Source organism: Sediminicoccus rosea (assembly GCF_033547095.1).
GTDB classification, from domain to species: Bacteria; Pseudomonadota; Alphaproteobacteria; order Acetobacterales; family Acetobacteraceae; genus Roseococcus; species Roseococcus rosea.
On record NZ_CP137852.1, the window covers coordinates 661,959 to 681,259 of the forward strand.

At 71.6% G+C, this 19,301-nt stretch carries 25 protein-coding genes; 12 read left to right on the forward strand and 13 right to left on the reverse strand.

Translation table 11 applies throughout. From position 1 onward, the window contains the following. Positions 1–27: 27 nt before the first annotated feature. Entirely contained in the window at positions 28–333 is a 306-nt protein-coding gene (locus R9Z33_RS03215; RefSeq protein WP_318649868.1) for a con-10 family general stress protein, read from the reverse strand. 190 nt (positions 334–523) lie between these two features. On the opposite strand from R9Z33_RS03215, the gene R9Z33_RS03220 reads away from it, so the two are divergent. Beyond that, the gene (locus tag R9Z33_RS03220; protein WP_318649869.1) at positions 524–739 is read left to right on the forward strand and encodes a hypothetical protein; all 216 of its coding nucleotides are present in this window, start codon (positions 524–526) and stop codon (positions 737–739) included. A 13-nt stretch (positions 740–752) separates the two neighbouring features. Here the strand turns inward: R9Z33_RS03220 and R9Z33_RS03225 are convergent, their stop codons facing one another. Continuing rightward, positions 753–1,919: a GTP cyclohydrolase II gene (locus R9Z33_RS03225; protein ID WP_318649870.1), complete on the reverse strand. Its 1,167-nt coding sequence runs from the start codon at positions 1,917–1,919 to the stop codon at positions 753–755. Between the two features lie 182 nt (positions 1,920–2,101). On the opposite strand from R9Z33_RS03225, the gene R9Z33_RS03230 reads away from it, so the two are divergent. After that, positions 2,102–2,782, forward strand: a complete 681-nt coding sequence (locus tag R9Z33_RS03230) for a response regulator transcription factor (RefSeq protein ID WP_318649871.1) — start codon at positions 2,102–2,104, stop codon at positions 2,780–2,782. Between the two features lie 9 nt (positions 2,783–2,791). Here the strand turns inward: R9Z33_RS03230 and R9Z33_RS03235 are convergent, their stop codons facing one another. Genes R9Z33_RS03235 through R9Z33_RS03245 form a run of 3 tightly spaced genes read right to left on the reverse strand, consistent with a single transcriptional unit; the run spans position 2,792 to position 5,206 of the window. Continuing rightward, positions 2,792–4,150 (reverse strand): HAMP domain-containing sensor histidine kinase, encoded by a 1,359-nt coding sequence (locus R9Z33_RS03235; RefSeq protein ID WP_318649872.1) that lies wholly within the window; start codon positions 4,148–4,150, stop codon positions 2,792–2,794. Next, the gene (locus R9Z33_RS03240; protein WP_318649873.1) at positions 4,147–4,830 is read right to left on the reverse strand and encodes a response regulator transcription factor; all 684 of its coding nucleotides are present in this window, start codon (positions 4,828–4,830) and stop codon (positions 4,147–4,149) included. The genes R9Z33_RS03235 and R9Z33_RS03240 overlap by 4 nt, the downstream gene beginning before the upstream one ends. Before the next feature lie 55 nt (positions 4,831–4,885). Beyond that, positions 4,886–5,206 (reverse strand): PepSY domain-containing protein, encoded by a 321-nt coding sequence (locus R9Z33_RS03245; RefSeq protein WP_318649874.1) that lies wholly within the window; start codon positions 5,204–5,206, stop codon positions 4,886–4,888. 247 nt (positions 5,207–5,453) lie between these two features. On the opposite strand from R9Z33_RS03245, the gene R9Z33_RS03250 reads away from it, so the two are divergent. Beyond that, entirely contained in the window at positions 5,454–5,678 is a 225-nt protein-coding gene (locus tag R9Z33_RS03250; RefSeq protein ID WP_318649875.1) for a hypothetical protein, read from the forward strand. Positions 5,679–5,702: 24 nt separating this feature from the next. Here the strand turns inward: R9Z33_RS03250 and R9Z33_RS03255 are convergent, their stop codons facing one another. Both R9Z33_RS03255 and R9Z33_RS03260 read right to left on the reverse strand, forming a co-directional pair. After that, positions 5,703–6,293 (reverse strand): malonic semialdehyde reductase, encoded by a 591-nt coding sequence (locus tag R9Z33_RS03255; protein ID WP_318649876.1) that lies wholly within the window; start codon positions 6,291–6,293, stop codon positions 5,703–5,705. After that, a complete protein-coding gene (locus tag R9Z33_RS03260) occupies positions 6,294–6,854 on the reverse strand; it encodes a NifU family protein (protein WP_318649877.1) in 561 nt (186 codons plus the stop codon). It lies immediately after the preceding gene. Positions 6,855–6,988: 134 nt separating this feature from the next. On the opposite strand from R9Z33_RS03260, the gene R9Z33_RS03265 reads away from it, so the two are divergent. Next, entirely contained in the window at positions 6,989–7,468 is a 480-nt protein-coding gene (locus R9Z33_RS03265) for a hypothetical protein (protein ID WP_318649878.1), read from the forward strand. A 10-nt stretch (positions 7,469–7,478) separates the two neighbouring features. Here R9Z33_RS03265 and R9Z33_RS03270 read toward each other — a convergent pair whose 3' ends face one another. After that, on the reverse strand, positions 7,479–8,147 hold the full coding sequence (locus R9Z33_RS03270) for a YggS family pyridoxal phosphate-dependent enzyme (RefSeq protein ID WP_318649879.1): 669 nt from the start codon (positions 8,145–8,147) through the stop codon (positions 7,479–7,481). A gap of 79 nt (positions 8,148–8,226) precedes the next feature. On the opposite strand from R9Z33_RS03270, the gene R9Z33_RS03275 reads away from it, so the two are divergent. The 3 genes from R9Z33_RS03275 (at position 8,227) to R9Z33_RS03285 (ending at position 11,063) form a co-directional block, all read left to right on the forward strand. Further along, positions 8,227–8,820 carry a thiamine phosphate synthase gene (locus R9Z33_RS03275; RefSeq protein WP_318649880.1) on the forward strand — a complete coding sequence of 198 codons (594 nt, stop codon included), beginning with the start codon at positions 8,227–8,229 and terminating at the stop codon, positions 8,818–8,820. Between the two features lie 152 nt (positions 8,821–8,972). Continuing rightward, on the forward strand, positions 8,973–10,421 hold the full coding sequence (locus R9Z33_RS03280) for a porin (RefSeq protein WP_318649881.1): 1,449 nt from the start codon (positions 8,973–8,975) through the stop codon (positions 10,419–10,421). Between the two features lie 99 nt (positions 10,422–10,520). Beyond that, positions 10,521–11,063, forward strand: a complete 543-nt coding sequence (locus tag R9Z33_RS03285; protein ID WP_318649882.1) for a DUF3576 domain-containing protein — start codon at positions 10,521–10,523, stop codon at positions 11,061–11,063. 127 nt (positions 11,064–11,190) lie between these two features. Here R9Z33_RS03285 and R9Z33_RS03290 read toward each other — a convergent pair whose 3' ends face one another. Then, positions 11,191–11,673 (reverse strand): peroxiredoxin, encoded by a 483-nt coding sequence (locus tag R9Z33_RS03290; RefSeq protein ID WP_318649883.1) that lies wholly within the window; start codon positions 11,671–11,673, stop codon positions 11,191–11,193. 100 nt (positions 11,674–11,773) lie between these two features. Here R9Z33_RS03290 and R9Z33_RS03295 point away from each other — a divergent pair, with 100 nt between their 5' ends. Continuing rightward, a complete protein-coding gene (locus tag R9Z33_RS03295; protein WP_318649884.1) occupies positions 11,774–12,388 on the forward strand; it encodes a YqgE/AlgH family protein in 615 nt (204 codons plus the stop codon). Positions 12,389–12,392: 4 nt separating this feature from the next. Here R9Z33_RS03295 and R9Z33_RS03300 read toward each other — a convergent pair whose 3' ends face one another. After that, complete coding sequence (locus R9Z33_RS03300; protein ID WP_318649885.1) at positions 12,393–13,040, reverse strand: TIGR04283 family arsenosugar biosynthesis glycosyltransferase; 648 nt, start codon at positions 13,038–13,040, stop codon at positions 12,393–12,395. Between the two features lie 75 nt (positions 13,041–13,115). Between R9Z33_RS03300 and R9Z33_RS03305 the strand changes: the two genes are divergently transcribed. Next, positions 13,116–14,222, forward strand: a complete 1,107-nt coding sequence (locus R9Z33_RS03305; protein WP_318649886.1) for a PA0069 family radical SAM protein — start codon at positions 13,116–13,118, stop codon at positions 14,220–14,222. A gap of 102 nt (positions 14,223–14,324) precedes the next feature. Here the strand turns inward: R9Z33_RS03305 and R9Z33_RS03310 are convergent, their stop codons facing one another. After that, a complete protein-coding gene (locus R9Z33_RS03310) occupies positions 14,325–14,642 on the reverse strand; it encodes a hypothetical protein (protein ID WP_318649887.1) in 318 nt (105 codons plus the stop codon). Positions 14,643–14,802: 160 nt separating this feature from the next. Here R9Z33_RS03310 and R9Z33_RS03315 point away from each other — a divergent pair, with 160 nt between their 5' ends. Beyond that, a complete protein-coding gene (locus tag R9Z33_RS03315) occupies positions 14,803–15,699 on the forward strand; it encodes a LysR family transcriptional regulator (RefSeq protein ID WP_318649888.1) in 897 nt (298 codons plus the stop codon). 80 nt (positions 15,700–15,779) lie between these two features. After that, positions 15,780–16,631 carry a SirB1 family protein gene (locus tag R9Z33_RS03320; protein ID WP_318649889.1) on the forward strand — a complete coding sequence of 284 codons (852 nt, stop codon included), beginning with the start codon at positions 15,780–15,782 and terminating at the stop codon, positions 16,629–16,631. 32 nt (positions 16,632–16,663) lie between these two features. Here R9Z33_RS03320 and R9Z33_RS03325 read toward each other — a convergent pair whose 3' ends face one another. Then, complete coding sequence (locus tag R9Z33_RS03325; protein WP_318649890.1) at positions 16,664–17,389, reverse strand: TVP38/TMEM64 family protein; 726 nt, start codon at positions 17,387–17,389, stop codon at positions 16,664–16,666. Beyond that, positions 17,386–18,102 carry a glycosyltransferase family 2 protein gene (locus tag R9Z33_RS03330; protein WP_318649891.1) on the reverse strand — a complete coding sequence of 239 codons (717 nt, stop codon included), beginning with the start codon at positions 18,100–18,102 and terminating at the stop codon, positions 17,386–17,388. Before R9Z33_RS03330 ends, R9Z33_RS03325 begins: the two co-directional genes overlap by 4 nt. Positions 18,103–18,208: 106 nt before the next feature. Here R9Z33_RS03330 and R9Z33_RS03335 point away from each other — a divergent pair, with 106 nt between their 5' ends. Further along, entirely contained in the window at positions 18,209–19,300 is a 1,092-nt protein-coding gene (locus tag R9Z33_RS03335) for a COX15/CtaA family protein (protein ID WP_404830677.1), read from the forward strand. Position 19,301 lies beyond the last annotated feature (1 nt).

Sequence of the window (19,301 nt, forward strand, 5' to 3'; positions counted from 1 at the left end):
GCCCGCCTTCCCGCCGGCCGCGCCGCGTCAGGAACGCCCGCCACGGCCTGGCGCGCCGCCAGCGTCGCGGCCGCGGCCGCCATGGCTGGCCTCGCCCCCCTTGCGCCCGGCCTCGGCGGCCAGCTCGGGATCCTTCGAGAAGCTGCGATCCTCGGGCGCGACGGCCTTGCCGCCCTTGCGTCCCGCCTGGGCGGCGAGTTCGGGGTCCTTCGAGAAGCTCCGCCGCTCGGGCGCCACGCTCTGGCCGCCCTTGGAGGCGATCTCCTGCCGCTTCTTCTCATCCATCGCCGCGAAGCCACGCGCGCTGCGGCCCTGCTTCGGCTTGTCCGACATGTGCCCGGTTCCCTGATGATTGGGTCGCTCGCCCCACCATGATGGTCGCGAGCCCATGGAACCGCGCCGCAAAGCCAAGGTTACTTGGATGGACTGCTTAATTCGAAGTCACGGGCCACGGCCATTCTTGCCGCATGTAACCTTTCCCTGGCCTGGGGGTTGTTTTCCCGCATCAGGCAGGAGAGCGATGATGGCGAAATCCCCCAGGCAGCCCCCGGGCCCGGCGCCGGACGCGCCCGCCGCGCCACCGGGCCCGCACCCCTTGCACCGGCCCGACGAGCGCAAGGAGGGCGGCCCCGATTTCGGGAAGGCGGAAGGCCAGGCCGAGGCGCAGGAGCGTGCCGCGCGGGATGCGGCCCGCGGCGCCCATCCGAGGCTGCGCCGCAAGCCGGCGCGCGCGCCGTGACGCCGCCCGGCCGCTACTCCTCGAGCATGTGCCCGAAGCGCTCGGCCTTGGTGGCGAGGTAGCGGTCATTCACGCCATTGCCGGCGAAGGCGTGCTGCTCGCGCGTCACCACCTCGATCCCGCAGGCGGCGAGGCCGGCGAGCTTGTCCGGGTTGTTCGTCAGCAGCCGCACGCGCGGTGCGTCGAGCAGGCGCAGCATGGTGGCGGCGACCAGGAAGTTGCGCTCATCCGCGCCATAGCCCAGGGCGCGATTGGCATCGAGCGTGTCGAGCCCCTGGTCCTGCAGCGTATAGGCGCGCAGCTTGTTGACGAGGCCGATGCCCCGCCCCTCCTGCGCCAGGTAGAGCAGGATGCCCGCGCCATCGGCGGCCATGCGGCGCAGCGCGCCCTTGAGCTGCGGCCCGCAATCGCAGCGCAGCGAACCCAGCAGGTCCCCCGTGAAGCATTCGGAATGCAGCCGGACCAGCGGCGCGCCGCCTTGCGCCAGCACCGCCTCCGGCTCGCCCACCAGCATGGCCAGGTGCTCGATGCCGCCATCGGCGGCGCGGAAGGCGATGATGCGGGTCTCGGGCGCATCCTCCAGCGGCACCCGCGCCTCGCCCACACGGCGCAGCGAGGTCGCGACGGAGGCCGGATAGGCCTGCACCTCGGCGGCGGAGACGCGCAGCAGCCCGGGCGCCTCGGCGGCGGCCGGCGCCGGGCTGGCCACCAGCGCGGGCAGGAGGCGGCCGAGCTTGGCCAGCGCCAGCGCCGGCGCGGCCAGCGCGGGCAGGGTGGCGCGCTCCAGCGCCTGGCCATCGCCCAGCAACAGCTCGGCCGTCGGGTCGGCGAAGGCGCGCAGGCGCTCGGGCGCGGTCAGCCCGGCCGGCAGGCGCAGCGCCACCGCGCCCTCATCCGGGGCGTTGAGCGGCACCGGCCGCTGCAGCACGGCCGAGGCCCGGACCGGGGAGAGCAGCAGCACCGGGGCGGCGCCGGAGAGCGCGGCCATCTCGGTCAGGCCCTGGGCGCCGACGGTTTCCGCCGCGGCCACCAGCAGCGCGGCCCCGTCGCCCTCGATGAGGACGGGCGTGCCGCGCCGCAGCTCGGACACCGCGCGGTGCACGGCGCGCAGCGCGAGCGTCTCGGCCGAGGGCGGCCGCGGGGCCGCAAGGCCGGAAGGGAGAAAGGCGGTGTTTCGCATTCAGCGGATATCCTGCATCGCGCAAAGTCTACGCTGGAATGTGGCGATTGGATGCCGGCTGGCAGGGGGGCGCCACGAAACTTTCTTAACCCTCCCACCCGGCCTAAGGTTGCGTGGAGCATTTCCCCCACCGGACCGGAGGTGCTACTCTGTTCAGGAACCGTTCAAGTGATGGCCCCGCCATGCCTGGCAACCGCCGGATCCTTCTGCTGACCGAGGACGCCACGCTGGCCGCCTTGCTGCCGCAGCGGCTCGAGCAGGAATCCGCCGCCGGCCGCCGTTTCGAGGTGGAAGCCAGCGCGCCGGAGCCGGGCCTCGCCCAGCTGGCCGAGGCCGCGGGCCGCATTGACGCCACCCTCCTGGACGCCGCGGCCAGCCCCGGCCCCGCCCATTGGGGGCGCCTGCTGCGCGAGGCCGGGGGCGGCCGCCCCGTGCTTCTGCTGGGCGGCGAGGCCGAGCCCCTGCCCGAGGGCATCACCGAGCGCATCGCCAAGCCGGTCCGTACGCCCGAGCTTCTGGCCCGGCTGCACGCCGTGCTCGCGGTCTTCGAGGCCTCGCCCGAGGCGGCCATCCCGCTCGCCGGCTATGCCTTCCACCCCGCCTCGAAGCTGCTGGAGGGCAAGGGCGGCGCCCGCATCCGGCTGACCGAGAAGGAGGCCGCGATCCTGCTCTACCTGCACCGGGCGGGCGGCCGGCCGGTGCCGCGCGCCGAATTGCTGGGCGAGGTCTGGGGCTATTCCAGCGCCGTCACCACCCACACGCTGGAGACGCATGTCTATCGCCTGCGCCGCAAGATCGAGCCCGACCCCCAGCAGGCCCGCCTGCTGCTGACCGATGAGGGCGGCTACCGGCTCGGCACGTGAGGCGCCCGCTCAATCCGGCCCGCGATAGGATTCCGTCGCAAGCCGCCCCGGCAGTTCGAGGCGCGCCGCCAGCCCACCCAGCCGGGCGGAACGGTCCAGGGTGATGTGCCCGTCATAGAGCGCGGCGAGGTCCGCGACGATGGCGAGGCCGAGGCCCGAGCCGGGCTTCGCCTCGTCCAGCCGCACCCCGCGCAGCAGCGCCGCCCCGTCCTCGCCTTCCGGCAGGCCGGGCCCGTCATCCGCCACCTCGATCGCGATGCGGCCAGGGCTGGCGGGCGCCACCCGCACCGTCACCTGGCTGTTCCCGTATTTGCAGGCATTCTCCATCAGGTTGCCCAGCATCTCGGTCAGGTCCTGGCTGTCGGCGCGGATCCGGGCATCGGCGTCGCCCGTCACGCGGATGACGATGCCGCGCGCCGCCGTCAGCCGGCGCAGCGCCGTCGCCAGCGCCTCGGCCAGGGCCAGCGGCATGCATTCGGCACCCGCACTGCCGGCGAGCGCCCCCGCGCGGGCGCGGCGCAGGTGATGCTGCACGAGGCGCTCCAGCGTGGCCGACTGCGCCCGCGCCCCCGGAAGATCTCCGGATTCCAACGCATTTCGCAGCACCGCGATCGGCGTCTTCAGCGCATGGGCCAGGTTGCCGACATGGTTCCGGGCGCGGTCCACCGTCGCGCGGTTCTGCTCGATCAGCGCCTCGATCTCGGCCACCAGCGGCGCGATCTCGGCGGGTGCCACCACGTCCATGTGCTGGCGCCGCCCCTCGCGCACCTCGGCCAGTTCCTGTTGCGTGCGGCGCAGCGGGCGCAGGCCCCAGAGCACCAGCAGCGCCACCACCGCGACCAGGCCGGTGCCGAGCAGCGCGAAGGCGAGGATCACGTTCTGCCGGAGCGAGGCGATCTCCTCATCCGTGCCCTCGCGCGCGACGGCGACCTGCACGGTGATGGGCACCAGGCCGAAGCGGCCCTCCAGCTGCACATCCCGCTCCAGCAGCCGCAGCCGTTCGGAGCGCGGGCCCTCCACGTCGCGCGCGCGCACGCCCTCCGGCTCGCGCAGCGGTGGCAGCAGGCGGGAATCCCAGAGCGAGCGGGAGGTGGCCTGGCTGCCGCCCGGGCCGGTGATCTGCCAGTAATGGCCCGAGAGCGGGCGTTCGAACTCGGGATCGGCCAGGGGGCGGGTCAGGATCGGGCCGGCCGAGGGGTCGAAGGCGGTGGCGGCCACCACCGCGTCGAGCAGGCTGCCCAGCCGCGCATCGGCCGCCGTCTCGATCTGGCGTTCATCGGTGCGGATCACGAACCAGCCCATCAGGCCGAGGCCCAGCGCGACCCAGAGGGTGGTGAGCAGCAGCAGCCTTTGGGTGAGGGACTTCAACCTGCGCCGGCACCGGCGGTCGAGGCCGGGATCAGCCGATAGCCCTGGCCGCGCACCGTCTCGATCAGCTGGTCCCCGAGCTTGCGCCGCAGGCGGGCCACGATGACTTCCAGCGTGTTGGAATCGCGGTCGAAATCCTGGGCGTAGAGGTGCTCGGTCAGCTCGGTCTTGGAGATCGGCCGGCCGGCATGCAGCGCGAGATAGGCCAGCATGCCGTATTCCAGCGCCGTCAGCCGCACCGCCTGCCCATTGCGCGAGACGGCGCGGGCGGCGGTGTCGAGCCGCACCTCGCCGAAGACCAGCTCGGTCTTGGCGACGCCGTTGGAGCGGCGGATCAGCGCGTTCAGCCGCGCCACCAGCTCGGCCATGGCGAAGGGTTTGGCAAGATAGTCGTCGGCGCCGGCATTCAGCCCCTCGACCTTCTCGGTCCAGGAATCGCGGGCGGTGAGGATGAGGACGGGCATGGCGCGCTCGGCCGCGCGCCAGCGGCGCAGCACGGTGAGCCCATCCACCCGCGGCAGGCCGAGATCGAGCACCACGGCGTCATAGGGCTCAGTCTCGCCGAGGTAGAGGGCTTCCTCGCCATCCATCGCCCCATCCACCGCGAAGCCGGCCTCGGTGAGGCCCGTGCGCAGTTGCTGGTGCAGTTCGGGGCTGTCTTCGACGATCAGGAGGCGCATGGGGCGGAAGATGCGCGGCGGTGAGGCCGGCGTCCAGCCTTGTTCCGGCAGCGTGTCAGCGCAGGGGCTGGCGGGGCTGGGCCTCGCCCGGCACGCGCTCCTGCACCGGCCCGCGGGAGCGCACGAGCGCGCCGGTGGAGGCGTCCAGCTCGACGACGAAGATCCGCCCGTTCGGCGGCAGGATCTTCAGCTCATAAAGCCATTGCGTGTCGTCCCGCTCCAGGTCGGCCTCGATCACGCGGCCGCGGAAGCGGCGCTCCACCTCGGCCAGGAGATCAGAGAGCGGGCGGATCTGGCCCGCCTCAAGCGCCGCGCGGGCGCGGTCATGATCGCGCCGCTCCTGCGCCGCCGACTGGACCGGGACCGCGAGGAGCAACGGTGCCAGGGCACACAGAAAGACAGGAAGGCGAAGCCGCATGCCCACCCTTGGAATGCAGTGGCTGAACGATGGCTGAATCATGGCATCAGGAGAGGTTCAGGATGAGGGCGGTATAGAATCTCTACCTTGGGTTGTCGCGGCACCCCGCAAAGCCACCGGAAGACGGTCAGTCTGGCGTTGTCCCGGTCGGCGTGGCCCCGACGGCATTCGCGGGGCGGACGGGACGGGATTGGAGTCGGTCATGATGTTCAGCAGCTTCGCACATGTCTCGCCGCACCTGCTGGGCCTCTTCATGCTCGCCCTGGCCTGCGTGCCCCTGGTCTTCGTGGTGCAGGATCGCAAGCGGCGGGCGGCGGAGCAGAAGCGGATGACGCAGCTGCGGCGCGAGGCCCGCGTGGCGGCCGAGCTGCAGGGCCGTGGGCCGCAGCAGCCTCTGGTGGATGGCTGGGTGAGCCAGGCGCCGCGCTGAGGCGCCCGGCTCCGCAGTCAGGCGTCAGAGAATCCGGCAGGCCTCGTCGAATTCCAGGCGCGGGCCGCGCTCAAAGATCCCGGCCGGGTCGCCATGGCCAAGATTGACCAGGAAGTTCGACTTCCATCCGGTATCGGCGAAGAACAGGTCATCCACCTTCATGTTGTCGAAGCCGCTCATCGGCCCGACATCGAGGCCGAGCGAGCGCGCCGCCAGCATCAGGTAGGCGCCCTGCAGCGTGCCGTTGCGCATCGCCGTCGTATCCGCCAGCGACCAGTTGCCGGCGAACCAGCTCCGCGCATCCGCATGCGGAAAGAGCTTGGGCAGCTGGTCGTAGAATTTCGGGTCATGCGCGACGATGACCGTGACCGGCGCCGTCATCGTCTTCTCGATGTTGCCGGGGGAGAGCGCCTCCTTGAGCTTCGCCTTCGCCGCATCGCTCGTCAGGAAGGCGAAGCGCGCGGGTGAGGCGTTGGCGCTGGTCGGCCCCCATTTCAGCAGGTCATACAGCGCGCGGAGCGTCTCCTCCGCCACCGGCTTGTCCTGCCACTTGTTCTGCGTGCGGGCCGTGCGGAAGAGCTGGTCCAGCGCGGCGGCGTCGAGGGCGCCCGTCATTTACGCCTCGACCTGCTCGACGCCCATCACCTCGGGCACGTAGTGGCGCAGCATGTTCTCCACGCCATGCTTCAGCGTGGCGCGCGAGGAGGGGCAGCCCGAGCAGGCGCCTTGCATCTTCAGCTTCACGATGCCGTCGCGGAAGCCGCGGAACACGATGTCCCCGCCATCGCCGGCCACGGCCGGGCGGACGCGCTGGTCCAGCAGCTCCTTGATCTGAGCGACCGCCTCGGCATCGGCCGGGTCGAAATCCTCGGCCGCATCCTCGCCCACGCCCTCGATCACCGGCAGCTCGGCCAGGAAATGCTCCATCACCGCGCCCAGCACCTGCGGCCGCAGCGCCTGCCACTCCGTCGTGTCGAACTTCGTGACCGTGATGAAATCGGCGCCGAAGAACACGCGCGCCACACCCTCCAGCGCCAGCAGACGCGTCGCCAGCGGCGAGCGGGAGGCGTCGTCGCCCACCACGAAATCGGCGGTGCCGGCCTGGCCCATCACGTCGCGGCCGGGCAGGAATTTCAGCGTGGCGGGGTTGGGCGTGCTTTCGGTCTCGATGAACATGGCGTGTTCCTGGCGGGGAAATTTTTGACAGGACCTATGTGGTCCTGTTTGCAGGCCCGTGCAAGCTGGAGCGTGTGGCACGCGCCTTGCGCTGCCTGCCGGGCCGACCGGCAGAGCCGCCCTGGGAGCCCGCGATGCAAGACCCGATCCGCCTGGCCTTCCGCCCCACCGGAAGCCTCAGCGTCCCGCCCCCGCCCGACCGCGGGCCCGAACTCGGCCCTGAGGAGGCCATCCCGATCCCGGGGGAGATGACCTTCGACGAAATCGTGGAAGGCCTGAACCCCCTGCACCATCTGCCGGGGGTGGGCATGATCTACCGGGCCGTGACCGGCACCGAGATCCATCCCACCATGCGGGCGCTGGGCGCCGGCCTTACCGGCGGCGCCCTCGGCATGGCACTCGCCGGCGTCATGTCCGCCATCGAGATGACCCAGCCGTTCGAACGCATCCGCGCCGCCTGGAACAACGAACCCGATCCGCTCAACCTGGCCCGCCAGCCGGCCAACCCCATGGACGTCGCTCAGGCCTACCAACGCTGGAGCACCCTCGCGAACCCCACCCAACTCGCCGCCGCCACCGCCGCCGCCACCGCCGCCGCGCGCGCGACGGGGTGAGGCGCCGCCCCTACCCGCGTGCGCCGAAGATGGCGGAGCCGACGCGGACATGGGTGGCGCCGTGGCGGATGGCGATCTCGAAATCGCCGCTCATGCCCATCGAGAGGGTCTTGAGGCCGTGGCGGGCGGCGATCTGCGCGAGAAGATCGAAATGGGGGGCGGGGTCCTCCGCCGCCGGGGGGATGCACATGAGCCCGAGGATGGGCAGGGCGTGAGTGGCGCGGCAGAGGGTGATGAACGCATCGGCCTCGTCCGGCAGGATGCCGGCCTTCTGCGGCTCGGCGCCGGTATTGACCTGGATGAGCAGGTCCGGCCGGCGGCCTTCCTTCTGCATGGCCTCGGCGAGGGCGAGGGCGAGCTTCGGGCGGTCCAGGGTTTCGATGACGTCGGCCAGGCGCACGGCGTCGCGCGCCTTGTTGGTCTGCAGCGGGCCGATGATGTGCAGGCGCAGGTCCGGGTGGGCGGCACGCAGCTGCGGGAATTTCGCGGCGGCCTCCTGCACGCGGTTCTCACCGAAGACACGTTGCCCGGCGGCGAGCGCGGCCTCGACCGCCTCCACCGGATTGGTCTTGGAGACGGCGACGAGCTGCGCGGCGCCCGGCGGGCGCCCCGCGGCGGCGGCGGCGGCCTCGATTCGGGCGCGGATTCGGGTCAGGTTGGCGGCGATGTCATCGAACATGCGTCTTAGAATAAGGAGAGGCGGCGCCAGCGCCATCCTGTCCCCTTGCCAGCGCCCTTCTTGCCCGGCGGTCTGGCTGTTGAGCGACCCGGGGCGCCTGGCGGACCCCTCGCCTCTGCTGCGCGGCTTGCCGCGGGGCGCGGCGGTGCTGCTGCGCGGGGCGCCGCCGGAGGTGGCGGAGCGGGTGGCCCGGCTGTGCCGGCGCCGGGGGCTCGTGCCGCTGGTCTCGGGTGAGGGGCGGCTTGCGCTGCGAATCGGCGCAGGGCTGCACGTGCCCGACCGGGCGCCGACGCGCGGCCTGCTGCCCTTCCTGCTGAATCGGCGCGGCGCCTTGCTTTCGGCGGCGGTGCATGGCCGGGCGGGGCTGGCGCGGGCGCGGCGGCTCGGGGCCGATGCGGTGCTGGTTTCGCCGGTCTTTCCGACGGCGAGCCATCCGGGCGCGCCCGCCTTGGGTCCCTTGCGCTGGGCGGCGCTGGCGCGTGCGGCCGGCCGGCCGGCGGTGGCGCTGGGGGGCATGTCGGCGCGGGCGATGCGACGGCTGCCAAGGGGGCTGGCGGCCGGCTGGGCCGGAATTGGCGTCTGGAAGGATTGTGTCCTGCGGGACACAGTGTCTCAGGGAAGTCGCGTTCCGGCGTCAAAGCCGGTTGCCCGGCCGCAATCCACCAACGCATAGTCCGCCCCGGACCCAGTGATCATTGGGTTGTGGAGTGTTTCCGGCTTGGCCCGGTTCCTTTGCAACCCGGAGGGTTACGGCCTCTTCCAGAGATGGAGGGGGAGGGTCAGGGGAACCAGCCGGCTCCGGCCGGCACGTGAGGAGAGTATAACATGCGCAAGATTTTGCTGGGCACGACGGCAGTCGTCTCGGCGGTCGTGGGCGCTGCCGTTATGGCACCCCAGGCCTCCGCTCAGGAAGCGCCGACCGTTCGTCTCGGTGGCTTCTTCCGGGCCTACTATGGCTATGTGAACCAGACCAGCCAGCAGTCGCAGGTCACGACCGGCCAGCTGAACAACGGTTCGTCCTCGGGCCTGCCGACCAACGTCGGCTCCGGCACGCAGAACGTTCCGCCCGATGGCGTGAACAACGCCCGCATCGGCAAGAACGACATCTCGACCGACGCCGGCATCGACGTGATCGTGAACGGCAAGCTGGCCAACGGCCTGACCTACGGCGCGCAGATCTCGCTGAACAGCAGCGGTCTCGAGGGTCGTCAGGTGCTCGGTGGCCGTTCGTCCGCCGGCAAGACGACCGTCCAGGTCGACGAGATGTACGCCTTCATCGCCCACCCGCGCTTCGGTCAGGTTCGCTTCGGTGACGAAGACGGCGTCATGGGCGGCCTGATGAACTCGGGCTGGGTGCAGGGCTTCGGCACGGGTGGCGTGCACGGTTCCTGGGAGTCCTTCGTGACCCGCCAGGCCGGTGGCCGCACGACGACCGCCCCGGGTGGTCTGGGTGACAACTCCAAGATCATCTACATGACGCCGCAGTGGGCCGGTTTCGACTTCGGTGCGTCGTACGCCCCGAACGCGAACATCGGTGAGGACGTCGGCTGCCCGAACAACGCCAACTCCGGCTACTGCGACCGCGCCTATGCCTTCACCGGCGCCCGCAACTTCGGCATCTACGCCGCCGGCCCCGAGCAGGCTGCCCGCCGCAACGAGTTCCAGGTTGCCGCCCGTTGGCGTGGTAACGTGGGTGGCGTCGGCATCGCCGGCACCGTTGGCTACATCAACGCCAGCGCCGCTCGCGACATGACCACGATGGGTCAGCAGTACCGCGTGTTCAACAACATGAACATCTGGCAGGCGGGCCTCCAGGCCAGCTACGCCGGCTTCACGGTTGGTGCGAACTACACCTACGGTGACTACAACTTCTTCTGGGGCAACACCCTGCGTGGTGACCGTCCCGCGGAGCAGCTGGTCATCGGTGGTCAGTACGTGGTCGGCCCCGTCACCGTGGGTGCGAACTTCGTGACCGGCCTCTTCGAGGGTGGCACGCGCAACACGATCACGGAAGTGAACGGCGGCACGGCCTTCGCGTTCGGCACGAACGCCAACCCGGCGAACGTGAACACCAGCACCAACGCCGCGACCATGCGTCGCTGGGGTCTGGGCGCCGGTGCGAACTATCGCCTGGCCCCCGGCATGGATCTGATCGCCGAGTACGTCTACTACTCGGTGCGTGAGCAGGGCCGTGACCTCGACCCGAACCGCCAGGGCATCCAGAGCCGCGCGTTCAGCAATGTGTTCCTGACGGGCGTGCGCCTGGCCTTCTGAGCCAGACTCACCGCGTCACAGAACGTGACCTGGGAGGGGGCGACGGGACATCCCGTCGCCCCTTTTCTTTTGGGTTCCGCTCCAGTAAGTCATCCGGCCATGATCCAGATCGCACGCCCGATTCTCCCGCTCTGCCTCGGTCTCGCGCTGCTGGCCGGCTGTTCCGGCGGACGCCAGGTTGGCAATGAGGAATATGGCACGGACAACCGGCGCGAACTCGCGCTGCGCCAGACCGGCGCCGCGACCGATTCCGGCCTCGTCGTCTTCGGCGTGGATCGCTCGCGTCAGGCGCGGGAAGCCGCGGCCGGCGCCGGTGCCGGCATGACGGTGAACGCCTTCCTCTGGCGTGCCACGCTCGACACGCTGTCCTTCATGCCGCTCGCCAGCGCCGACCCCTTCGGCGGCGTGATCATCACCGACTGGTATTCGCCGCCCCAGGCCGAGGGCGAGCGTTTCAAGGCGACGGCCTATGTGATCGGCCGCCAGCTCCGTTCGGACGGCGTGCGCGTGCAGGTGTTCCGCCAGGTGCAGCGCGGCAACCAGTGGGTGGACGCCCCGGCCTCGACGGCCACGAATTCGGAAATGGAAGACCGGGTGCTGGCCCGTGCGCGTGAGCTGCGCAGCCAGTCGGCCGGGCGCTAGACCCTCGCCGGGCCCTGACCGGGCTCGACTGCTGCCGCCTGGGCGGCTCCGGCCCCTTAGCCGGAATGGGAAGCGAAAACCGCCGCGGTGGGCCCACCGCGGCGGTTCGCATTTGCGGCTGCTGCGCTCAGAGCGCGGCCAGGACCGTCTCGGCCTTGCTCACCTCGAAGGCGCCCGGCTCTTCGACCGCGACATGCGTCACCACGCCGTTCTTCGCGACCAGCACGAAGCGCTGGCAGCGGATGCCGAGGCCGCGGGCGCTCAGGTCGAACTCGAGGCCCAGCGCCTGGGTGAAGGCGGCGCTGCCATCGGCCAGCATGGCGACGGTGCCGATCGCGTTCTGGTCCTTGCCCCAGGCGCCCATCACGAAGACGTCGTTCACCGCCATGCAGGCGATCGCGTCCACGCCCTTCGCCTTGAAATCGGCCGCGTGGTTCACGAAGCCGGGCAGGTGCTTGGCCGAGCAGGTCGGCGTGAAGGCGCCGGGCACGCCGAAGAGAACGACGGTCTTGCCGCCGAAGAACTCCTCGGTCGTCACCTCCTGCGGGCCATCGGCCGTGGCCTGCATGAGCTTGGCCGAGGGAATCTTGTCACCGACCTTGATCGTCATAGGGGGTTGCCTCCAAAGGGGTTTTGCGCGGGAAGGTTTAGGCGGTTCCGGCGGGGGTGTCACGCTTGCGATGGCGGAGGCCTGGCCCCACATCCACACCATGTCCCCACGTGAAACCACATCGGGGCGGCCGGGGGGCGCGCAAGGTGGCGCACCGAAGGCCAGCCCTCTCGCCGGGCAGCTGCTCATCGCGATGCCCCATATGCAGGATCCGAATTTCGCCGGAAGCCTGGTCCTGCTCTGTGCCCATTCGCCGGATGGCGCGATGGGCCTGATCCTCAACCAGCCCATCCCCAAGCTCAGCTTCGAGGGGCTGCTGCGCCAGATCGGCGTGGAGCCCTTGCCGCCCGCGCGCAGCATCCGCCTGGTGAATGGCGGCCCGGTGGAGGAGGGGCGCGGCTTCGTGCTGCACAGCGCCGATTGGCGCGCCCAGGGCTCGATGGAAGTCACCGGCGAGGTGGCGCTGACCGCGAGCCTCGACGTGCTGCAGGCCATCGCGAGTGGCGGCGGGCCGCGCCAGGGCCTGCTCGCGCTCGGCTATGCCGGCTGGGGCGCCGGGCAGCTCGAGCGCGAGATCGCCCGCAATGACTGGCTCCATGTGGACCCTGACGAGGACCTGATCTTCGCCGGCCCGGATGAGACGCGTTGGCGCCGGGCGCTGGCCAAGCTGAAGGTGGACCCGCTGCTGCTCTCGGGCGCGGCCGGCCGGGCCTGACGCCTCACCGGTAGAAGCGCGCCAGCCGCTCCGGCGAGACGCCGGCGAAGTAGAGACCGAGCGTCGTCAGGTTGCGGGCCGAGCGCCGCCACCAGCCATCCCGCTGCCAGCGCGCGGCGGAGGTGATGGCGCAAACCGGCAGATCCGCGAGCCGGGCGCGGCCGAGGCGGCGGACCAGCTCCACATCCTCCATCAGGGGGATCGGCTGGTAGCCGCCCACGGCGTCGTACAGGGTGCGGGAGATCAGCAGCCCCTGGTCGCCATAGGGCAGGGCAAGCCACCGGCAGCGCCAGGCGACCGCCGCCTCCAGCCGCCGCGCCTGGGGCGAGGCATCGTCCAGCGCGAAGCGGAAGTGGTGCGCGGCGCCGGGCTGGTCCGAGGCGGCTGCCACCGCCGCCTCCCATCCTGACTCCAGCCGCGTATCGGCATGCAGGAAGAGCAGCCATTCACCTTGCGCGGCGGCCGCCCCGGCGGCGAGCTGCGAACCCCTGCCGCGCGGCGCCGTGACGAGGCGCACCCCCGGCAGTTCCGCCACGCCATCCGTGCTGCCGCCATCGGCCAGGATCACCTCGCCCAGCGCGCCGAGCTGGCCGAGCAGGGGGGGCAGGAGGTGCGCCGCGTTCAGCGTGGGGATGACCGCCGAAATCCTCACGAGTTTCCCTTTTTGTTCTTGACACCTCTCCGGCATTTCCGCACCTTCCGCCGTGAACATTAGGGGAACTTGGCCATGCCCGATGGTGGCGGACATTCCTTGATCCATAAAGGCCTGGCCCCGCAGCGCGGCCGGGCGGCGCTGTCCAACCACACCCCGCGCTTCGAGCGCCAGGTGGTGGAGGCCTTCGACGATGGCTGGGGCAGCCTCACCGAGGACATGCCGAGCCTGCGGACCAGCCTGACGCGGGAGGCCGCGAAATCGGCGCTGACCTACAATGACAGCCCCGATCTCGGCTTCGACCGCTCGATCAACCCCTATCGCGGCTGCGAGCATGGCTGCGTCTATTGCTACGCCCGGCCGAGCCACGCCTATCTCGGCCTCTCGCCCGGCCTGGATTTCGAGACGCGGCTCCTCTTCAAGCCCGACCTGCCGGAGATCCTGGAGCGCGAGCTTTCCCGCCCCGGCTATGTGCCGCGCCCCGTGGCGCTCGGCGCCAACACGGACCCCTACCAGCCGGTGGAGCGCGAGCAGGGCCTGACGCGCCGTGTGCTGGAGGTGCTGGAGCGCTTCGGCCATCCGGTGACGATCGTCACCAAATCGGCCGGCGTGCTGCGCGATGCCGACATCCTGGCGCGCATGGCGAAGCGCAACCTGGCGCAGGTCTGCATCTCCATCACCACGCTGGACGCCAAGCTGGCCCGCGCCATGGAACCGCGCGCGGCCAGCCCGCTGCGCCGGCTGGAGGCGGTGCGCGCGCTGGCGGCGCAGGGCATTCCGGTGGCGGTGCTGGCGGCCCCCATGATTCCCGGCATCAACGATGCCGAGCTGGAGCGCATCCTGGAGGCCAGCGCCCGCGCCGGCGCCACCAGCGCCGGCTATGTGCTGCTGCGCCTGCCGTTGGAGCTGCGCCAGATCTTCGAGGAATGGCTGAACGCCCATTATCCCGAGCGCGCGGCCCGTGTGCTGGCCCTGGTGCGCCAGACCCGCGGCGGCAAGCTCTATGACGCCCGCTTCGGCCAGCGCCAGACCGGCGAGGGCGCCTATGCCGAGCTGCTGGCCCGCCGCTTCGACGTGGCGCTCCGCCGCCTGGGCCTGGACCGGCGGGAGGGCGGAACGGGCCGGCTCGATTGCACGCAGTTCAACCCGCATGCGGCGTCACGGCAGCTGGCGCTGCTGTGAGCGCGATGCGCGGCCCGGCACCCGTCTGCGGCCGGGCGGCGGGCCGGTTGCCGGGGAGGGGCGCACCCTCCCCAGCCTCGCCCGTGGCAGGGCGTGTCGCGGTCAGCCCTGGGGGCTGGCGGGCATCACCCAGGTCACGGTGCGGTCATCCTCACCGCCGAGCATGACCGGCACGCGCCCATCCTTGCGGGTCTGGGCGAAGCCGGCATTGTCATGCGTGACCGAGAGGCGGCCCTCCTCCTCGACGGTGATCCGCACCCCGCCGCCACCCAGCACATTGTTGACCGGGCCCGAGCCGTAATCCACGCGGTAGTCATCCGCGCTGCCGACGATCCGGGGGTAGCTGTCCTGGGCGAAGGCGGGGGTCGCCAGGGCGGCCAGCAGGACGGCGGACAGGATGGCGTTGAGCGAAGTCTTCACGGTTTCTTCTCTTTCGATGACTGGCGTAGGCCCCTATGGCCTCCGCTTGCCGGACGCAGATGTGTGCGGGTGGGGCCCGGGAGGATTCCGGAAGCTTGTTCAGGGGGCATGCATCCATGCATGTCTTGAACATCGGATCTGGCCACCCAAGCATGGACGCATGCCCGAAACCGACCGCCAGCCCGACTGGGCCCAGCTGCGCGCGCTTGTCGCGGTGATGCGCCATGGCAGCCTGTCCGCCGCCGCCCGCCAGCTCGGCCAGACCCAACCCACGCTGGGTCGCCAGATCCGCGCCCTGGAACGCCGTGTGGGCGAGGCGCTGTTCGACCGGCTGCCGAGTGGCCTGCGCCCCAACCAGCGCGCCCTCGCCCTCTATGAGCCCGCCGCCGCGCTGGATGACGCGGCGGCACAGCTCGCCGTCGCCCTGGCCCGGCCGACCGATTCCGCTGCCGGCACGGTGCGCATCACCGCCTCGGAAGGCTTCGCCGCCCGGGTTCTGGCCCCCATCCTCACTGGCTTGGCCGAGGCCCATCCCGGCATCGAGATCGAGCTCTCCGCCACCAATGAGGTCGAGAACCTCGTCCGGCGGGATGCCGACATCGCGGTGCGGCACACCCGGCCGGACCAGGAGGAGCTGATCGCGCAGCGGCTCGGCATGGTGGAGGTGGGGCTCTTCGACGCACGCGGCTATGTCGTCCGGCACGGCCTGCCGCGCGACGTGCGGGCCCTGGCCGGGCACCGGCTGATCGGCCCCGACAAGGACCCGGTGGGACTGCGCCTGGCCGAGCGCTGGGGCCTGCCGATGGACTCCCTCCGCTTCGCCCTCCGTACCGACAGCCGCACCGCGCAGGAGGCGGCGGTGCGCGCGGGCTTCGGCATCGGCGTGATGAGCATGGCCGAGGTCGAGCCCGGCGGGGATCTGCTGCGCGTCTTCCCCGAGACCGCCACGGCGGCCTTTCCCCTCTGGCTGGCCGCGCATGCGGATATGCGGCAATCGCCCCGGCTCAGGATCGTCTATGACGCCCTTGCCGGCGCGCTGCGGGCGCGTTTCGGCTGACCGCCCCGCCCCGTGTGGGGCGCGGGTGCTTCCGCGTCTGGGCGATTCCGCCCCGGCGCATCATGCTCTAGGATGTGCCGATGTCCGCCACCCCCCAGGAAGAAGCCCGCGCCGCGCTCGACGCCGCCGGCCAATTGCCCGATGCCGAGCTCGACCTCGCATCCGTCGCGCTGCAATTCGCGCGGATTGACGCGCCCGCGGCCGATTGGCGGGCGGCGCAGGCGCTGCTGACGCAGATCGCCCGCCGCGCGGTGGAACTGGCCGCCGCCGACCCCGCGGCCGATGGGGGCGATTCCGAGCGCCGCCGCGCCCTGCTGGCCGGGCTGATCCATGGGGAATTCGGCTTCGCCGGTGACGCCGAGACCTATGACGACATGGCGAATGCCAACCTCATCCAGGTGCTGGACCGCCGGCGCGGCCTGCCGGTGGCGCTGGGCGTGCTCTGGCTGCACGCGGCCGAGGCGGCGGGCTGGAGCGCGCATGGGCTGAACGCGCCCGGCCATTTCCTGCTGGCGCTGCCGCATGCGCGCGGGCAGATCGTGCTCGACGTCTTCGCCGGCGGGGACCAGCTGCTGGCGCCCGAGCTGCGCGCGCTCATCAAGCGCGTGGCGGGCGAGAATGCCGAGCTGAAGCCCGGCATGCTGGCACCGATGACCAAGCGCGACGTGCTGCTGCGCCTGCAGAACAACATCAAGCTGCGCCGCCTCCAGGCCAATGACCTGGAGGGGGGCCTGGCCGCCACGCGCGACATGCTGCGCCTCGCCCCCGACCATGCCGGGCTCTGGCGCGAGATGGGGTTGATCGAGCATCGGCTGGAGCGCATCGGCGCGGCCCTGGCGAGCCTGGACCGCGCGCTGGAGATCGAGCCGCGCGGCGAGGCGGCGGCGCGCATCCGCGGCCTGGTGGAAGAGCTGCGCAACCGGCTGAACTGAGCGGGATCACCCCGCCAGCGCGCGCCTGGCGGTCATTTTCCCAACGCGCGTCCCGCGCGATGCCGCCCCATCAGCCAGACCCCCAGCCCGACGCTGAGCGCCAGCAGCACGCCCGAAAGCCCGAGCTGCCAGAACCCATCCACGCGCACGCCCTTGCCGAGCAGTGCGAAGACCACCGTCTGCGGCAGGTAGCCGAGCGCGGAGGCCAGGAAGAAGGCGCCCGCCGGCAGCGCCGACATGCCAGCCAGGAAGTTCAGCGCCAGGTTGTTGCCCACGGGAAACAGCCGCAGCGCCAGCGCCGCGCCGAAGGGGTTCTCGCGCAGCGTCTCCACCACCGGGCGCAGCCGTGGGCCGAAGCGCCCGGCCAGCCGCCGCTCCGCCCAGTCCCGCGCGATGGCGCGCGCCCAGCCATAGGCCAGCACGCAGCCCAGCATCTGCGCGGCGAGCGCCACCGCCACGCCGATCACCGTGCCGAAGGCATAGCCCGCCAGGAAGGCCACCACCTGTCGTGGCACGCCCACCGCGGTGGCCAGCCCGCCGGCCAGCAGGAAGAGGCTTTCGCCCAGCAGCCCCTGGTCGCGGATGTAGAGGTCCACCCATTCGGTACCGGGTGCGGCGCCCAGCGCCTTCAGCAGCACGCCGCCCAGCGCCAGCCCCGCCACCATGAGCAGCAGCTTGCCAAGGCCGAGCGAGCGCGAGGACCGGGCCGGCGCGTCCTGCCCGGGCGGGACCGCGCCCAGGCCACCGCCGGCCGTCACGGCGCCTCGATCTCGGGCCGCTTGCCGCGCCGTTGCAGCCAGGCGACGCCGAAGAGGTCGAAGATGCTCACCGCCAGCCGGTCCAGCGTGCCGTAGTTGGAGGCGCCGCGCAGGCGCGGGCGGTGGTTCACCGGCTCGCTCAGCACCCGCGCCCCGGCGCGCAGCGCCAGCGCCGGCAGGAAGCGGTGCATGTGGTCGAAATGCGGCATGGCCTGGAAGAGCGTGCGCGGAAACAGCTTCAGCCCGCAGCCCGTATCGGGCGTCGCATCGCGCAGCAGCGCGGCGCGGATGCCGTTGGCGAGGCGCGAGGAGCGCCGCTTCACCCAGCTGTCCTTCCGGTTCACCCGGTGCCCGGCCACCATCACCCAGCCGCCCGCCGCGGCGGTCTCGGCCTCGGCGCGGGCCAGCATGTGCGGGATGTCCGCCGGGTCGTTCTGCCCGTCGCCGTCCAGCGTCGCGATCCAGGTGCCGGTCGCCGCCGCCACGCCGGTCATGATGGCGGCCGATTGCCCGCAGCTTTCGCGGTGGCGCAGCCGGCGCACCGGCAGCCCGGCCAGGACCTCGGGCGTCGCGTCGGTCGAGCCATCATCCACATAGATGATCTCGTGCGGGGTCGCGGCCAGGGCTGCCTGGATCTCGGCGACCAGGGGGGCGATGTTCGGGGCCTCGTTCCGCACGGGAATGACGACCGAAACCAGCGGTGCGGCGGACATGCGCGGGCGTTACCAGCGCGCCTTGCGGGCCACAAGCCCGAGATCGCTGCAATTCTTGCCGGGGCCATGGGCTGGCGGCATGGTTCTCGGCTATTATGTGGGCGTCATGCCATTCGATGCCCACAGCTTTCCCGCCCATGCCGCCGCCGCCCCGCGTGGGGGCCGCGCCAATCCCCGCGCCATCGCCTATTGGCTGCTCACCGTCGCCGGGCTGATCTGGCTCATGGTTGCGCTGGGCGGCGCCACGCGCCTGACCGGCTCGGGCCTCTCGATCATGGAATGGGCGCCGCTCGCCGGCACGCTGCCGCCCCTCAGCCAGGCCGAGTGGCAGCGCCTCTACGACCTCTACCGTACCATCCCGCAATACCAGCTGCAGAACGCCGGCTTCGGGATGGAGGGCTTCCAGCGGATCTTCTGGCTGGAATGGGCGCATCGCTTCTGGGGGCGGCTGATCGGCCTCGCCTATCTCGTCCCGCTGCTCTGGTTCTGGGCGCGCGGCGCCATCCCGCGCGGCCTCGGGCCCCGGCTCGCGCTGCTCTTCGTGCTGGGCGGCCTGCAGGGGGCGATCGGCTGGTTCATGGTGGCCTCGGGCTTCGATGCGGACCGCACGGCCGTCTCGCCCTATCGCCTCGTGCTGCACCTCTCCATGGCCTTCATCCTCTTCGGCCTGATCCTCTGGACCGCGCTCGGCCTGCTGCGGCCCGCGCCGATGGAGATCGTGCCGCAGCAGGGCAAGATCCGGCGGCAGGTGGTGGCGGCCTTCTGGCTGGCGGCGCTGACCATGCTGGCGGGCGGCTTCGTGGCCGGCATCCGCGCCGGCTTCAGCTACAACACCTTCCCGCTGATGGACGGCCAGCTCGTCCCCGCCGGCTATCTCGACCTCGAGCCCGTCTGGCGCAACCTGACCGCCAACATCGCCGCCGTGCAGTTCAACCACCGCCTGCTGGCGACGCTGACGCTGCTGGCCGCCATCGGCGCGGCCGTCGCCGCGCGCCGCCTGCCCGACGGCTTCGCCCGCCGCGCCGTCTGGACCATGGCGGCCGCGATCGGCGCGCAATACGCGCTCGGCATCGTCACGCTGCTGCATGTGGTGCCGGTCTCGCTCGGCACGCTGCACCAGGCGCTGGCGGTCGGCGTGCTCGCCGCCGGGCTCTGCGCCTGGCACGCGCTGCGCAAACCACCCGCCTCGGCGCCCTGAG

What these genes read in the sequence shown, in the direction of transcription:
- R9Z33_RS03215 (WP_318649868.1), bottom strand. Translation starts at nt 333, where the DNA reads ATGTCGGACAAGCCGAAGCAGGGCCGCAGCGCGCGTGGCTTCGCGGCG.
- R9Z33_RS03220 (WP_318649869.1), top strand. Translation starts at nt 524, where the DNA reads ATGGCGAAATCCCCCAGGCAGCCCCCGGGCCCGGCGCCGGACGCGCCC.
- R9Z33_RS03225 (WP_318649870.1), bottom strand. Translation starts at nt 1,919, where the DNA reads ATGCGAAACACCGCCTTTCTCCCTTCCGGCCTTGCGGCCCCGCGGCCG.
- R9Z33_RS03230 (WP_318649871.1), top strand. Translation starts at nt 2,102, where the DNA reads ATGCCTGGCAACCGCCGGATCCTTCTGCTGACCGAGGACGCCACGCTG.
- R9Z33_RS03240 (WP_318649873.1), bottom strand. Translation starts at nt 4,830, where the DNA reads ATGCGCCTCCTGATCGTCGAAGACAGCCCCGAACTGCACCAGCAACTG.
- R9Z33_RS03250 (WP_318649875.1), top strand. Translation starts at nt 5,454, where the DNA reads ATGTTCAGCAGCTTCGCACATGTCTCGCCGCACCTGCTGGGCCTCTTC.
- R9Z33_RS03255 (WP_318649876.1), bottom strand. Translation starts at nt 6,293, where the DNA reads ATGACGGGCGCCCTCGACGCCGCCGCGCTGGACCAGCTCTTCCGCACG.
- R9Z33_RS03260 (WP_318649877.1), bottom strand. Translation starts at nt 6,854, where the DNA reads ATGTTCATCGAGACCGAAAGCACGCCCAACCCCGCCACGCTGAAATTC.
- R9Z33_RS03265 (WP_318649878.1), top strand. Translation starts at nt 6,989, where the DNA reads ATGCAAGACCCGATCCGCCTGGCCTTCCGCCCCACCGGAAGCCTCAGC.
- R9Z33_RS03270 (WP_318649879.1), bottom strand. Translation starts at nt 8,147, where the DNA reads ATGTTCGATGACATCGCCGCCAACCTGACCCGAATCCGCGCCCGAATC.
- R9Z33_RS03280 (WP_318649881.1), top strand. Translation starts at nt 8,973, where the DNA reads ATGCGCAAGATTTTGCTGGGCACGACGGCAGTCGTCTCGGCGGTCGTG.
- R9Z33_RS03285 (WP_318649882.1), top strand. Translation starts at nt 10,521, where the DNA reads ATGATCCAGATCGCACGCCCGATTCTCCCGCTCTGCCTCGGTCTCGCG.
- R9Z33_RS03290 (WP_318649883.1), bottom strand. Translation starts at nt 11,673, where the DNA reads ATGACGATCAAGGTCGGTGACAAGATTCCCTCGGCCAAGCTCATGCAG.
- R9Z33_RS03295 (WP_318649884.1), top strand. Translation starts at nt 11,774, where the DNA reads ATGTCCCCACGTGAAACCACATCGGGGCGGCCGGGGGGCGCGCAAGGT.
- R9Z33_RS03305 (WP_318649886.1), top strand. Translation starts at nt 13,116, where the DNA reads ATGCCCGATGGTGGCGGACATTCCTTGATCCATAAAGGCCTGGCCCCG.
- R9Z33_RS03315 (WP_318649888.1), top strand. Translation starts at nt 14,803, where the DNA reads ATGCCCGAAACCGACCGCCAGCCCGACTGGGCCCAGCTGCGCGCGCTT.
- R9Z33_RS03320 (WP_318649889.1), top strand. Translation starts at nt 15,780, where the DNA reads ATGTCCGCCACCCCCCAGGAAGAAGCCCGCGCCGCGCTCGACGCCGCC.
- R9Z33_RS03330 (WP_318649891.1), bottom strand. Translation starts at nt 18,102, where the DNA reads ATGTCCGCCGCACCGCTGGTTTCGGTCGTCATTCCCGTGCGGAACGAG.
- R9Z33_RS03335 (WP_404830677.1), top strand. Translation starts at nt 18,209, where the DNA reads ATGCCATTCGATGCCCACAGCTTTCCCGCCCATGCCGCCGCCGCCCCG.